10 protein-coding genes are annotated in these 13,807 nt (G+C 72.5%); 4 read left to right on the top strand and 6 right to left on the bottom strand.

Translation table 11 applies throughout. From position 1 onward, the window contains the following. Positions 1 to 332: 332 nt before the first annotated feature. From ACFU9P_RS23695 to ACFU9P_RS23680, 4 genes are all read right to left on the bottom strand, one after another. Entirely contained in the window at positions 333 to 1,799 is a 1,467-nt protein-coding gene (locus tag ACFU9P_RS23695) for a GNAT family N-acetyltransferase (RefSeq protein ID WP_384084070.1), read from the bottom strand. A 94-nt stretch (positions 1,800 to 1,893) separates the two neighbouring features. Further along, positions 1,894 to 4,566: a DUF6493 family protein gene (locus ACFU9P_RS23690; RefSeq protein WP_384084068.1), complete on the bottom strand. Its 2,673-nt coding sequence runs from the start codon at positions 4,564 to 4,566 to the stop codon at positions 1,894 to 1,896. Continuing rightward, positions 4,563 to 5,933, bottom strand: coding sequence for an SWIM zinc finger family protein (locus tag ACFU9P_RS23685; protein ID WP_376380262.1), 1,371 nt, complete (start codon positions 5,931 to 5,933; stop codon positions 4,563 to 4,565). The genes ACFU9P_RS23690 and ACFU9P_RS23685 overlap by 4 nt, the downstream gene beginning before the upstream one ends. A gap of 102 nt (positions 5,934 to 6,035) precedes the next feature. Continuing rightward, positions 6,036 to 7,679, bottom strand: a complete 1,644-nt coding sequence (locus ACFU9P_RS23680; RefSeq protein ID WP_384084065.1) for an alkaline phosphatase D family protein — start codon at positions 7,677 to 7,679, stop codon at positions 6,036 to 6,038. A 161-nt stretch (positions 7,680 to 7,840) separates the two neighbouring features. Between ACFU9P_RS23680 and sigJ the strand changes: the two genes are divergently transcribed. Beyond that, positions 7,841 to 8,725: an RNA polymerase sigma factor SigJ gene (sigJ, locus tag ACFU9P_RS23675; protein ID WP_384084062.1), complete on the top strand. Its 885-nt coding sequence runs from the start codon at positions 7,841 to 7,843 to the stop codon at positions 8,723 to 8,725. A 255-nt stretch (positions 8,726 to 8,980) separates the two neighbouring features. Next, on the top strand, positions 8,981 to 9,745 hold the full coding sequence (locus ACFU9P_RS23670; RefSeq protein WP_384084059.1) for a GntR family transcriptional regulator: 765 nt from the start codon (positions 8,981 to 8,983) through the stop codon (positions 9,743 to 9,745). A 66-nt stretch (positions 9,746 to 9,811) separates the two neighbouring features. Here the strand turns inward: ACFU9P_RS23670 and ACFU9P_RS23665 are convergent, their stop codons facing one another. Further along, the gene (locus tag ACFU9P_RS23665; RefSeq protein WP_384084056.1) at positions 9,812 to 10,975 is read right to left on the bottom strand and encodes an ROK family transcriptional regulator; all 1,164 of its coding nucleotides are present in this window, start codon (positions 10,973 to 10,975) and stop codon (positions 9,812 to 9,814) included. Positions 10,976 to 11,103: 128 nt separating this feature from the next. Between ACFU9P_RS23665 and ACFU9P_RS23660 the strand changes: the two genes are divergently transcribed. Both ACFU9P_RS23660 and ACFU9P_RS23655 read left to right on the top strand, forming a co-directional pair. Beyond that, positions 11,104 to 11,544 carry a nitroreductase family deazaflavin-dependent oxidoreductase gene (locus ACFU9P_RS23660; protein WP_384084053.1) on the top strand — a complete coding sequence of 147 codons (441 nt, stop codon included), beginning with the start codon at positions 11,104 to 11,106 and terminating at the stop codon, positions 11,542 to 11,544. Between the two features lie 81 nt (positions 11,545 to 11,625). Then, positions 11,626 to 12,066, top strand: a complete 441-nt coding sequence (locus ACFU9P_RS23655) for a hypothetical protein (protein WP_384084050.1) — start codon at positions 11,626 to 11,628, stop codon at positions 12,064 to 12,066. Positions 12,067 to 12,172: 106 nt separating this feature from the next. Here ACFU9P_RS23655 and purB read toward each other — a convergent pair whose 3' ends face one another. After that, the gene (gene purB, locus ACFU9P_RS23650; RefSeq protein WP_384084047.1) at positions 12,173 to 13,615 is read right to left on the bottom strand and encodes an adenylosuccinate lyase; all 1,443 of its coding nucleotides are present in this window, start codon (positions 13,613 to 13,615) and stop codon (positions 12,173 to 12,175) included. Between the last annotated feature and the right edge of the window lie 192 nt (positions 13,616 to 13,807).

Genomic DNA, 13,807 nt, shown 5'->3' with positions numbered 1-13,807 from the left:
GAAGCGGGCGACTTCGGGCCATCAGCCGGATTCGTACCGAGTGGCCGGAGGTCAGGTCTGGACCGGGAGCGGGCGCGCGGAGCCCGCGCGGCCGCACCCGAGTTTGGCCGGAATCAGTCGCCCGAGGGCCGGACGGGATGCCCGTACGGACGAATTGGTGGGATGGCTGCACAGATGGGCCCCACGGACTGGTCGGTGGTACGGGTACGGAAGGGCCGGCGGTACGGCCGGAGCGCCCGGCGGTCGTACGGTCAGGGCCGGGCGGCCGGACGGCCGGATGGGCTCCGCGGGCGGGCGCGCCGGGCGGGAGCCGCGGGCCGGGGCGGCGCGGGTCAGCGGTCGGCCTGCTCGTGGTCATGGCCGAACAGCCCCGGGGCCTCGCCTTGGTTGCCGTACTCGCCGTACGGCGGGAGCACCGGCACGGCCGTCGCCTCCAGCCGGGCCGTGATCACCAGCGTGCCCTCGTCGATCTGGTAGTCGAGGGGCAGCCCTAGCTCCCGCATGGTCGCGACCATGCCGGTGTTCGACGCCTGGGTGACCGCGTACACACTGGTGCAGTGCGCCTCGGCCGCGAGCGCGACCAGCCTGCCGAGCAGCTCGGAGCCGATTCCGCGCCGCTGCCAGGCGTCCTCGACGATCAGGGCGACTTCGGTCTCGTCGCCGTCCCAGAGGAGATGCCCGAGGGCGACCAGCTTGCCGGAGGCCGACTCGACCGCGAGGGTACGCCCGAACCGCGGGCTGAGCAGATGCTTCAGATAGCGGTCCGCGTCGCCCACCGGGCCGTGGTAGCGCAGCCCGAGCGTACGTTCCGAGCAGCGGCCGTGCATGGCGAGGGCGGCGTCGAGATCCTGGTGGTCGGCCCGCCGTACGGTGATCTCCTGGCCTTCGTGCAGGGTGAGGACCGCCTCGCCGCGGGGGATGCGCGGCCCGAGCCGGGCGTCCAGCTCCACCAGCGCGCGGGCCCGGGCGAACTCGGTTGGGGTGAACGGCAGATACGGACGCTCTACGGAGATGCTCCCGCCGTGCGGGTCGTGCAGCCGCATCTCCGTCCCGTCCAGCACGCCTTCGACCGGGGCGTCCTCATCGACGGGCCGTCCGGTGACCGAGAGGGCCGGCCGCGAGTGGATGGTGCAGCGGCCGAGCAACTGGCGCAGCGCGAGCGGCAGTTCGGCGCCGTCCAGCGCGGTGCGGGTGGCCAGGCCCAGCACCCGGGTCGGGGTGTCCACCAGATCGTGCGCGTCGGCGCGCTCGATCCAGGTGCCGCTGCCGCCCGCTTCCGAGACCTCGCGGGTGAGGTCCTTGGCCTGGAGCGCGGCCGGGGCGCGCAGCAGGAACTCGTCCACCGTGCCCTCGGTCAGCGGGTGCGTCTGGAGGGTGAGGATGTCCACCCGGAGCGCGGCGAACGCCGTGCACAGCGCGGCCAGGCTCCCCGGCTCGTCGCGCACGGTGGTGCGCATCCGCCAGAGCGTCGTCCCGCCCTGTCCGACGGCGTCGGCCTCGTCCAGCGGATCGGCTCCGGGGAGGGCCTCGGCGGTCGCGTCGCCGGTCGTGGCGCCGCCCGGTGCGGACGCCGGTGGGGCATGACCGTGCTTTCGTGCCCACCATGTGTGGAAGGCCGCCGTGGCGACGAGCGCTATGGCCGAGGCGAACAGCAGGAACGCACCGTCGGGTCCATGGGCGATCATGTTCGCCACGGAGTCGGCGACTCCCACGGCGGTGAACAGGGCGGCCAGCTCGACCATGTCCCGGCGCCAGTGGTGGGCGCGGCGGACACTCTTCGCAGACGTCACATTGGTCATGACCTCACTCTGACGGAACGGTGTTGCGTGATCACGAACGGTTTGTGACTGATGGGTTAAGGATGGATCTGTTCCCTTTTGGGCGATCTTTGGCCTAAAGTGCCACGGTTTGATCGCCCCCTTGGCGCAATGCGGCCAGAAGCCGGGCCGCCTGGGCGGCGAGGCGTGAGGTCTTCCCCCGATCGGCCCACTCGGCGAGCCCCGGTATCCCGCCCCGGGCCCCGCAGCGCTCCGCGCAGTCCGCGGCCACGGACAGCAGCTCCCCCAGCCCGGGCCGCGCCGCACCGGTCTCCGCCAGCAGACCGGCCAGTGCCGCGGCCAGTACGGACCAGACCGTGGCACAGGCACCGGTGGCCGCGGCCGTACGGGCGGCGTCGGCCAGCCGCGTGGGCTTGACCGCTCCGGACGCCACCAGCCCGGCCAGCTCCCGGCCCAGCAGCGGTCCGTCCAGGTCACCACGGGCGGCCAGTACCAGCAGCGCGTCCACCGCCGACAACCGGTCGTCCGGATGCCGGGCGCCTAGTCCGTACGCCACGCCCCGGTGCAGTCCGGCACCGGCGGGACCACCGCTCTCGGCGAGGGCCGGCAGCCACCGCGAGCCGCCCCGCTGGTCCTCCTCCGCGCAGGCCGCCACCTTGGGCAGCAGCCATCCGGCGAGCGTGTCCCGGTCCTCCGGCAGCACGGCCGGCCAGTGGACGCTCTCGCTCCCTGTCCAGTGACGGCACCCCGATCCGACGGGGCGCACCGGACTGCCCAGCCAGCGGAACGCCGGCGGGAACTCCCGGTGGATCGCCAGCCGCTCCCTGACCGCGCCCACCCGGCCCGTCACCGACTCCAGCCAGTGGCGCCCCTCCCCGGTGGACCCGTCCGCGTCCGGCCTCCGCTGCTCCTCACCGGAGTCCAGCGCGGGCAGCGCCGTACCGTCCCCGCTGAGCCACGCGGCCAGCCGGCCGGCCTCGGGGGTGCCGAGCGCCGCCGCCGCTCGGGCCGCCTCCGGGTGGGCGTCGCGCCGTACCCGCAGCAGCGCCTGGGCGAAGTCCACCGGAGCCGGGGCGGCACAGAGCCGCTCGTACTCACTGAGCCGCTCGACCAGGACATCGGGGTCCAGCGCCCCCGTCTCCCAGGTCGGGGTGGCCAGCAGGAAGGGCAGCGGCCTGGTGCGCAGCAGATAGGCGGCCTCCCACAGCCGCGCCTCGGTCACTCCGTTCAGCACGGTGTGCGCGCACGACTGCCGTACCGCCGCCCGCGCCCTGGTGTCCCACAGCGCCCTGACGGAGACCCGCTCGCAGATGGAGGCGGCCACCACCTCCAGTCCATGGGGGATCCTGGAGAACCGCCGGTCGCGGCCCTTCTCCGACTCGCCGTCGAGCCACCAGCGGTCGGCCAGCGCGTCCTTGAGCGCGTCGGCGAGCGCGGCCCGGTCCCGGTAGGCATGACGCACCAGCCCGTCCAGGGTCCGTTCGAACGACGTCACCTCCTCGCGCGAGACGACCAGCGCCACCACCTCCTCGACCAGCTCGGCGAGGCCCGCCGGGGCGGGAGCGAGATGCGCCGGGACGGGCACGGGCGGCAGGATCTCCTCGTACGGGACCGGCTCCGGCTCCGCGGGCAGCTCACCGAACACCTCGGCGGCCCGTGCCCGGTGGACCGGGCTCAACGCGCCCGCCGCCAGGGCCAGTTCGGCCCGCACGCCGGAACCGACAGCGGTCAGCCGGCTCCCCACCAGCTTCAGCGCCCGCTCCTGGACGGCCGTGTCCTCGTGCCCGAACGCCTCGGCGACGACGGGCAGCAGCTCACCGGCCGTGCCGCTGTCCGCGCGCAGGACCTTGCCCAGCAGCACCAGTTGGGCGCGGACGAGCTTCTTCTCCGGCCGGAACAGCACCGACCGCGACATGTCCGCGAGGCTCCGCACCGGCAGATCACCGGCGAGCGCCAGCCTGCCGAGCACGCCCTGCGCGTGGCCCGCCACTGTTGAGGACCCGTCCGCCGCCATGCCGATCCAGTCGGCCAGATGCACCCGCTCCTCGTCCGCCGTCAGCCCGAGCCGGCGCAGCAGATTCAGGAAGAAGCCCGCTTCCCCCGGTCGGCCGCCGCGCAGCAGCCGGGCGATGACGCGGTCCACCAGCAGACTCCGCTCCACCACCCCCTCCTCGGCGAGGACGGTGAGCGCCGTCGGCCAGTGGTGCGGTTCCTCGGCATCGCCGTACCAGGTGAGCGGAGCGGGCAGTTCGGCCGTCTCGAACAGCCGCGGCACCATCGTCCGCACCAGAGGGTCCGCCCGCAGCGCGGGCAGCAGCCTGCCGTGCGAGGGCGTGGCCTCAGCCCAGCCGTGCACAAAGGCGTCGGTGGCCGGCACCTCACACCCCGAGAGCCGCACCAGGCCCTCTATCAGCGGATAGTCCATCTGAGCGGTCGACGCCCGGCCCGCGAGCCGGTGTGCCACATTCCCGAGCCACCAGGGATCCCGCTCCGCCAGCAGGTCGAGCAGCTCGGCGTGCGGCAGCCGGAACCCCTCACGCATGTCACGCGCACCGATCCAGGCCGCCGTCGCCGCGGCCCCCGTATGGCACCCGGCGCCCGCGACCACGAGGGCCTGTCCGGCTCTCCTGCGCTCGCGCCAGCGGTTCCAGGACCAGGTGCCCAGCTCCTTGCGCAGTTCCTTGAGCGCAGCCAGCTCCGTCTTCCTGTCCGCCGCGCCGAGCGGCTTGACCAGCCCGGGAATGTCCTGGACGCGGCCCTCCCTTACGGCATCGGTCAGCTCGCTCATCGCGCGCCCCCGCTCACCGCGACGGCCTCGCGACGCGCCATCCGGACGGCCAGCGCGTGTTTGCACGGGCCGCGCTTCCCCCGGTAGTCCGCCCACCAGCGGCAGGTGCAGCTCAGCACACCGGCCGCCTCCCGCACCTGATAGCGCCGCTCGCCCGAGGCCACGGAGGCCGGCTCGCCGTCCAGCGCCACCGCCCCCGAGGAGAGCAGGGCCCGGGCCGCGACCAGCCGGGGATTGTGCCGCTCGGCGCGGTCCGCGTGGTACGGCAGCTCACGGTGGAAGTACGCCGCGTCCGCGATGTCATAGCCGACCCGGCCCGCCGTACCGAGCCGGACGAGGGCCGCCCGTACCCGCTCGGCCGGCAGCCCCGCACGCCCGGCCAGCTCCGCCGGGTCGATCCGAGGCTCCCACGCCAGCAGCACCGAGATCAGCTCGGCGTCCTCCGCGGCCTCCTCGGTGGCCAGCGCCTCCAGCACCCCGCCCTCGCCCGAGAATCCCCGCGCCGCGTCCGGGGACAGCGTGAGCGTGAGCCGCATCCCCGGCAGCACCGCCTCCCAGGCGCTCGCGGTCGCCGCGCCGTCCGTGACCGGCCCGTACACCCGCAGCGCCGTCGCGTCCCGGAGCACCCGCTGCAGGGCCGCGAGCCGCTCGGGCCCCGGCAGACAGACGGCCCCCGGCACCGGCCGGGTGGTCGGACGCAGCGTCCCTCCGGCCGGTACGACCCACCGCGCCCCGCGCGAAGCCGTCCCGCGCGGGAGCGAACGCAGGAAACGGACGGCCTCGGGGGCGGTCAGCTCGGCACGGAGATCGAAGCCGACCGAGACGACCTGCGCCTCGGCGAAGCCTCTCAACCACCGCTCCGGCAGCGGCACCTTCTTCTCGACGAGCGGACCGTCCAGGGTGGTGACCGTCAACTCGTCAGGGCCCACCCGCAGATGGAGCGGATCGTCTCCGGTCATCCGTGAGAGTGCCTCACGCAGTGGATTGTTGACGTCGACATTGGTCGTGCCGTGCCCGGTCTCCGCGCCGCCGAGCCCCTCGCGCCCCACATCGAGCCTCGCGTACACCCCGCAGCACCCGGAGAACGACTCGAAGCGCAGCCGGTCGCCATTGCCCGTCACCACCGGATCGAGTGAACTGGCCGCTATCCGCTGGTAGTAGAGGGCCCCCGCCACATCCGCGACCGCCAGCAGCCCCCGGGCCGCGGCGCGCGGCGAGGCCAGGAAGCCGGAGAAGAAGCGCGGGTGCGCCTGGGCGCCGGCCGGGGTGAGCCCGCCCGACGTCTCCAGGCCGAGCAGCCGCCCGCCCGGGGCGCTCTCCAGGGCGGACGGACGGGAATAGGCGAGTGCCTGTACGGATCGCGTCATGGAAACGACGTTAGAGCGCGGCACTGACAATCGGCCTCGGCCGAGGGTGCGGGGACTTCCCCGGCAGCCCCCGCCCTCGCGTCGGTTGACCGTTCCTCACTGCTACTGACCGACCCGGCCCGGCTGGAGCACCTTCGTGAACAGCACCGTGCCGCCCTCCGCCCGCAGCCGCACCGTCAGTTCCCCGCTGCCGCCGTCGATGTCCACCTCGCCGAAGAGCTGCGGCGCCTCCATCGGCGACACGTTCGCCCGGTCCGGAGCCTTCACGTACACCCGGTCGGGACCGAACGTGCCGTCCAGGGCATTGGCCTGGAACTGCCCCGCCGCCAGCGGCCCCGACACGAACTCCCAGAACGGAGCGAAGTCCTTGAACGCCGCGCGCTCCGGCTCGTAGTGCTGCGCCGAGGTGTGGTGGACATCCGCCGTCAGCCACAGCGTGCCGGTGATCCGCTGGTGCTTGATGTACCGCAGCAGCTCCGCGATCTGGAGTTCCCGGCCCAGCGGGGCACCGGGGTCGCCCTGCGCGATCGCCTCGATGTTCGCCGTACCGTCCGGGACGACCAGACCGATCGGCATGTCGGCGGCGATCACCTTCCACACCGCCCGCGACCGCGACAGCTCCCGCTTGAGCCACTGGAGCTGCTCCGCGCCCAGGATGCCGGTCGTGTCGTCGGCCTGCCGGCCGGGCGAGTTGGCGTTGCGGTACGTCCGCATGTCGAGGACGAACACATCCAGCAGCGGACCATGGCTGATCACCCTGTGCACACGCCGGTCCGTGCCGCGCGCGCCCCCGCCGGAGATGGGGAAGTACTCGTGGAACGCCTGCGTGGAGCGTGCGGCGAGCACATCCACGTTCTTCTCGGTGTAACGGACGTCGTCGAGGATCTGGCCCGGGTACCAGTTGTTGCGCACCTCGTGGTCGTCCCACTGCACGATGGCCGGCACCTGGGCGTTGAACCGGCGGACGTTCTCGTCGAGCAGGTTGTAGCGGAAGTTCCCGCGGTACTCGTCGAGGGTCTCCGCGACCTTCGACTTCTCCTCGGTGGTGACATTGCGGTAGACGCGCCCGTCGGGCAGCGTCACGCTCGGCTCGATCACACCGTCCGCGTAGATGGTGTCCCCGCTGCACAGGAAGAAGTCCGGGTTCAGCCGGCGCATCTCCTCGTACACCCGGAAACCGCCGATGTCCGGGTTGATGCCCCAGCCCTGGCCCGCGATGTCGCCGGACCAGACGAACCGTACGTCCTGCCTGCGCTGGGCGGGCGCGGTACGGAACGTGCCGTACACCGGCTCGCCGGTACGGCGGGGGTCGTGCGGATCGGCGAGCGTCACCCGGTAGTGCACCTGCTCACCGGCGGGCAGCCCGCGCAGCGGGACCGTACCGGTGAAGTCGCTGCCCGGGCCGAGCAGCGGTCCGTGCCAGGTGCGGGCGCGGCGGAACGATTCGGTCGCCGAGGTCTCGACGATCATCCGGGCGGGCCGGTCGGACCGTACCCACACCAGCCCGGTCGAGGCCGTGATGTCACCGGCCTGCACACCCCAGGCGGCCCGCGGCCGTCCCGATCTGGCCTGCGCGGGGGCGGCGTTCAGGAGCGCGGCGCCGGGCAGGGCCAGCGCGGCCGAGGCGGCCAGCGAACCGCGCAGCACACTGCGGCGCGCGGGAGAAGTGGCGGCGGAAGTGCCCGGATCGGGGAGGGAGTCGGAAGAAGCGGCGGCGAAGTCCGAGGACTTGGGGGTGTTCGACATCGATGGGTCTCCTGGGCAGGTGGATGCCGGTGTGTCCTGCCATGCCTAGTCCTCGGTGGCGGCCATCGCGCGAACCCCGTGTGAACAACCGGCCGTTGCCCCGCGCGCGTCACCTGGACAGCCGATCGGCCGTGGGCTGGGATGGAGCGGTGACGGCGGACATGGCGAGCAGCGAGGAATTCGAGGCGCACCGGAGCGTCCTGACCGGAGTGGCCTACCGGATGCTGGGCCGGATCTCCGACGCCGAGGACGTGGTGCAGGAGGCCTGGCTGCGCTGGAGCGCCGACGCGCGTACGGACGTCCGCGAGCCGCGCGCGTACCTCGTACGCGTGACGACCCGCCTCGCCATTGACCGGCTGCGCCAGCTCCAGGCGCGGCGCGAGGCATACGTAGGGCCCTGGCTGCCGGAGCCGGTCGTCACCGACTACGGACCCGCCGCACCCGACACCGCCGAGCGCGCGCTGCTCGTAGAATCCGTCTCCCTCGCCGTGCTGATCGTCCTCGAATCCCTCTCGCCGCTGGAGCGCGCGGTGTTCGTCCTGCGGGAGGCGTTCGGCTTTCCGTACGGCGAGATCGCGACCGTACTGGACCGGAGCGAGGCCGCCGTACGCCAGCTCGCGGGCCGGGCGCGCCGCCATGTCGACGAGCGCAGGCCCCGGTACGACGTCGACCCGGCCGAGCGCCGCGATCTCACCGAACGGTTCCTCGCGGCGGCCGGCGGAGGCGATCTGGAGGCGCTGATCGCCCTGCTCGCGCCGGACGTACGGCTCGTCGGCGACAGCGGCGGCAAGGCCAAGGCGCCCCTGCGGGTCATGGAGGGCGCCGACAAGGTGGCCCGCTTCTTCGCTGCGGTCGGGGACGAGGCAGCCGCGTACGAATTCCGGATCACGGAGGTCAACGGCGCGGTGGGGGTGCTGGTCCTCAGCGGCGGAAAGACGGATCTCGTCCTTCAACTGGAGATCGGGGACGGCGCGGTGGAGCGCGTCCACGTCATGCGGAATCCGGACAAGCTCGCGGGCGTGGTTTCCGGGCGCCCGCCGCTGTAAGCCCTGCTCCACGCCCTCCTCGCGTGACCTGGCCCCGTGTCCGATCCGGACGCGGGGCTCTGTGCTGCCTGCGTTTCACGGGTGTACGAACGTACTGTGAACACCCTGAGTCGGAGAGTGACTTCTCTCGGTGACCGACGCAGGATTGGTCTTGACCAACTGGATGGGCGGTCCTATCGTCGCTAGTTAGTGCAGGAACCTTTAATAAACAAGGGCATGGAAACCTGCCGGGACACGGCGATTGCGGAGGATCAGGTGGGGACCACGCAGCTTGAAACAGTGCCGGAGCCTAAGTACTGGCACCTCAAGACCGTGCTCGGCGAAGCGCTCGACTCCGACTTCGCGGTGGGCGAGATCCTGCCCAACGAGCGTGAACTGGCCGCTCGTTTCGGGGTCGCGCGCGCCACGCTCCGGCAGGCGCTCGAACAGCTTGAGCTGGAGGGCCGCCTTCAGCGCCGCCGCGGTGTCGGTACGACCGTGGCGCCGCCCCGGGTCGGTGTGGACGTCTCCACCGCGCAGCACGAATGGCCCGGCGCCGCGCAGGACGCCTGGCAGCCCATCGACTGCGGTCTGGCGCCCGTCCCCTCCGCGGTGGCCCGGCTGCTGGAGACCGGCCCCGGCGAAGAGGTCCACACGGTCCGCAGGATCCGGGTCACGCACGGCCAGTCCGTCGCCACCGAGCTGCTGTACGTACCGTCCTCGTCCGTGCCCGAGCTGTCGGCGATCGACGCGCCGTCCGGACCGGCCCGCGCCCGGGGCGTCCTGCGCGAGCTGCAGCGGCTCGGCCTGGACGGGCAGGACCGCGCGGTGGAGCTGGGCTCGGCGCGCGCGGACGACGCGAAGGCGCTGGACCGGCTGCCGGGGGCGCCCGTCCTCGTGGTCACGACGCGCTATGTGGTGGGAGGGCGTACGGCGGCCGTCTCGGTGGCCACGTACCGCGCCGACACCTGCCGGCTGACCTTCGGCGCCTCCGGCGACCTGGAGATCAGCGACCATCCGCAGGAGCGCAAGGCGTCCTGAAGCGGGGCCCGCGCCGGGCCCCGGGGCATCACTTCACCGGGGCCGCCCCTCGCTTCACCGGTCCCGTTACCGGTCCCGGCGGGATGTCACCGTACCCTCCACCGCGAAGAGCTGCTCCTCGACATGGTCCAGGGCCAGCCGCAGCGCCCCGGTCGCCACCGCCGCCTCGCCGAGCAGTGAGAGCGTCACCCGCGGCGGGCGCAGACAGTAGCGGGACAGCTCGCCGCGCAGCGGGTCCAGTACGCCGTCGAGCCCTGCCGCCCAGCCGCCGATCACCACCAGCTCCGGGTCCAGCGCCAGCACCAGCGCCGCCACATCGTGCACCAGCCGCTGGATGAACCGCTCGACGGCCGCCCGGGCCTGTGCGTCGCCCTCCTTGGCATGGGCGAAGACCTTCGCCACCGCCGCCTCGTCGAGCGGATGGAGCGGCTCGTCGGTCGTCGACAGCAGCTTCTCCGGAGTCACCTCCTGGCCCAGCAGATGCAGCGCGCCGATCTCGCCGGCCGCCCCGCCGAACCCCCGGTGCAGCCGCCCGCCGATCAGCGCGCCCGCACCCGGGCTCAGCCCGGCCAGTACGAAAACGATGTCGTCGGAGTCGGTGGCGGCGCCCTTCCACTGCTCGGCCACCGCCGCCGCGTTGGCGTCGTTCTCCACGAGAACCGGACATCGGAACGAGCGGCGCAGCCGCTCGCCGAGCGCGAGTCCGGTCCACCCGGGGAGCGCCGTGCCCAGCCGTACGGTCCCGTCGGCCTCCACGATCCCGGGGCTGCCCACCCCCACGGCCCGCAGGGAACTGCGTGCCACGCCGGTGCGCCGCAGGACGTCGGCGACGACGAGCCGTACCCGCTCCAGCCGTTCGTCCGCGTCGGCCTTCTCCGACACCTCGCGCGAGCCGGCGCCGATGATCCTGCCGTCCAGCCCGGACAGCAGTGCGGCGATCCGGTGCGGCCCGATCTCGATCCCCAGCAGATGGCCGGCCTCGGCCCGGAACCGGAACCGCCGCGCGGGACGGCCCTGTCGGCGAGTCTCGCCCTCCTCCGGCGCGGACTCGCAGACGAGGCCCGCGTCGATCAGCCCTTCCACCACACCCTCGACGGTCGGCCGGGAGAGATCCGTGATGCGGGTGAGATCCGTGAGGGTGAGGGGACCGGCGCCGCGCAGGGCGTGCAGCACCACCGCCGAGTTGATCCGCCGCAGGAGAGAAGGGTCTCCGCCGGTCAGCCGCCCCACGGTATGTCCTCCCAGCTCGTGCGTGTCTGGCGGATGCTACTCGGTGGTTGACGGTGCGGCGAGTCGCCTGCGTTGCGGGCTGATTAGGGTGGGGCGCGTCGGCGAACACACGGATCGAGGAGCCGGAAATGGCGCAGGACGAAGACGTGGTCATCAGCCCCACGGGCTGGGTGGCCGAGCAGGCGAAGACATACGAGGAGTCCAACGGGGCCCGCGGCACCGTGATCCAGGGCGCGCCGTGTCTGCTGCTCGACTACCGGGGCCGGCGGACCGGGCAGTGGCGGCGGACCGTGCTGATCTACGGGCCCGACGGCGACGACTATCTGCTCGTGGCGTCCAAGGGCGGTGCCGACGAGCATCCCCTCTGGTATCTGAACCTGGTGGCGGAGCCCGATGTACGGGTCCGGGTCGGCGCCGAGCGCTTCGCCGCGCGGGCGGAGACCTTGTCACCGGAGGAGAAGGCCCGGGTGTGGCCGGGGCTGGTGGAGCTGTTCCCTCCGTACGAGGAATACCAGAAGAAGACGGACCGGGACATCCCGGTCATAAGGCTGCGCCGGGTGGCGGACTGAGCGCGCGCCGAAGCCGTGGGAGAGGGGCCCGGACAAGCTGACGGGCAGCCAATTGTCAGTGGGCGGGGGTTTACTGGGGGCATGACCACCGCACAGCGTCTCGCCGTCATCGAGCTGCTGCGTGCCCGTGAATTCCCGGCGGCGCGCGGCCCGTCCGAGGTGGGCACGAGCGGGCCGGGCTATCACCTCGCGGAACTGGCCCATGGCGACGGCTTCCTGGAGGTCGACGACGGTACGCGCCGTATCGAGGACGCCGATCAATTGGGCGCGGAGCACACCGCGCTGACGGAGATCCTCACCGTGCGGTACGGCGAACCGGATCACCTCAGCCTCTGGAGCCTACGAATACGCGGCGGCGAGGGCGAGGAGATACCGGAGCCGTGGCGGGAGCTGAGCGACGGCCCCCGGTTTCTGCATCTCTGGCGGATCGAGGGCCGCTGGCTGGCGTTGGGTCTGGCGGGGGACGACGGGGAGCAGCCGATGCGGCTGATAGCGGCCGTGACGGAGATAGACCCACCGTGACCTGACCTGACCTGACCTGACCTGAGGGAGCCGATTCAGAGGTGACGGGCCGTCAAGAAAGATCGGTCAGGCCCGGCTCCGCGGCGGTGCCCCGTGTCCGTCCCGCTCACAGGATCGAGCCGGGGGTGTAGCCCGCCGCGGCCGGGTGCTGCTTGACGATCTCGTCGATCCGGGAGACCACCGTCGCGATCTGGTCCTCGGCCGCGCCGGTGAAGGACAGCTTGTCCGCCATCAGCGCGTCCAGCTCCGCCCGGCCGAGCGGGATGCGCTCGTCCGCCGCGAGCCGGTCGAGCAGTTCGTTGCGCTCCGCGCCCTGCTCGCGCATGGCCAGCGCCGACGCCACCGCGTGCTCCTTGATGACCTCGTGCGCGGCCTCACGGCCCACCCCGGCCCGTACCGCGGCCATCAGGACCTTCGTCGTCGCCAGGAAGGGCAGATAGCGGTCCAGCTCGCGCGCCACGACCGCCGGGAACGCGCCGAACTCGTCGAGGACGGTCAGGAACGTCTCCAGCAGTCCGTCGAAGGCGAAGAACGCGTCGGGCAGCGCCACCCGGCGGACCACCGAGCAGGAGACATCGCCCTCGTTCCACTGGTCGCCCGCCAGCTCGCCGGTCATCGAGGCGTAGCCGCGCAGGATCACCATCAGACCGTTGACCCGCTCGCAGGACCGCGTGTTCATCTTGTGCGGCATCGCGGAGGAGCCGACCTGGCCGGGCTTGAAGCCCTCGGTGACCAGCTCGTGCCCGGCCATCAGCCGGATCGTCCTCGCGACCGAGGAGGGCGCGGCCGCGAGCTGCACCAGCGCGGTCAGCACCTCGTAGTCGAGCGAGCGCGGATAGACCTGGCCGACGGAGGTGAACCCCTGGGCGAAGCCGAGATGGGCCGCGATCCGCCGCTCCAGCTCCGCCAGTTTCGCGGTGTCGCCGCCCAGCAGATCGAGCATGTCCTGTGCCGTGCCGACCGGGCCCTTGATCCCGCGCAGCGGGTAGCGGCCGAGCAGCTCCTCCAGCCGGCCGTACGCCACGAGCAGTTCGTCGGCGGCCGTGGCGAACCGCTTGCCGAGGGTGGTGGCCTGCGCGGCCACATTGTGCGAGCGGCCCGCCATGACCAGCTCGCCGTACTCGCCCGCCAGCTTCCCGAGCCGGGCCAGCACCGCGACCGTACGGTCCCGTGTCAGCTCCAGCGAGAGCCGGATCTGAAGCTGCTCGACATTCTCCGTCAGATCGCGCGAGGTCATGCCCTTGTGCACCTGCTCATGGCCGGCGAGGGCGTTGAACTCCTCGATGCGCGCCTTCACATCGTGCCGGGTGACCTTCTCGCGCTCGGCGATGGACGCCAGGTCGACCTGGTCGAGGACGCGCTCGTAGTCGGCGAGGGCCGCGTCGGGCACCTCGATCCCGAGGTCCTTCTGCGCCCGCAGTACGGCCAACCAGAGCCGGCGCTCCAGCCGTACCTTCTGCTCGGGGGACCACAGCACGGCCAGCTCCGTGGAGGCGTAGCGGCCGGCAAGGACATTGGGGATGCGAGGCTTCGCGGTTACGGCGGTCACGTGAGCCGATTCTACTGGCGGTTTCCGCAGGCCGGCGCCGCGGCAGGGTTCACCGGGTCCAGCCGGGCGCCAGTCCGTCCTCGATCGCCGGACCGGCTCCAGATCCGCGCCATGATTCCGACGTGTCGTTTCCGTTCGAAAAGGCGCCCATGGGATTTCAGCGTTGTGCTGATACCCCATAGGCGCCCGGTC

This window comes from Streptomyces sp. NPDC057617, from assembly GCF_042800555.1.
GTDB lineage: Bacteria > Actinomycetota > Actinomycetes > Streptomycetales > Streptomycetaceae > Streptomyces.
This window is presented reverse-complemented; position numbering and strand designations above follow the sequence as displayed.

What these genes read in the sequence shown, in the direction of transcription:
- ACFU9P_RS23695 (WP_384084070.1), bottom strand. Translation starts at nt 1,799, where the DNA reads ATGACCAATGTGACGTCTGCGAAGAGTGTCCGCCGCGCCCACCACTGG.
- ACFU9P_RS23660 (WP_384084053.1), top strand. Translation starts at nt 11,104, where the DNA reads ATGGCGCAGGACGAAGACGTGGTCATCAGCCCCACGGGCTGGGTGGCC.
- ACFU9P_RS23690 (WP_384084068.1), bottom strand. Translation starts at nt 4,566, where the DNA reads ATGAGCGAGCTGACCGATGCCGTAAGGGAGGGCCGCGTCCAGGACATT.
- ACFU9P_RS23655 (WP_384084050.1), top strand. Translation starts at nt 11,626, where the DNA reads ATGACCACCGCACAGCGTCTCGCCGTCATCGAGCTGCTGCGTGCCCGT.
- sigJ (WP_384084062.1), top strand. Translation starts at nt 7,841, where the DNA reads ATGGCGAGCAGCGAGGAATTCGAGGCGCACCGGAGCGTCCTGACCGGA.
- ACFU9P_RS23680 (WP_384084065.1), bottom strand. Translation starts at nt 7,679, where the DNA reads ATGTCGAACACCCCCAAGTCCTCGGACTTCGCCGCCGCTTCTTCCGAC.
- ACFU9P_RS23685 (WP_376380262.1), bottom strand. Translation starts at nt 5,933, where the DNA reads ATGACGCGATCCGTACAGGCACTCGCCTATTCCCGTCCGTCCGCCCTG.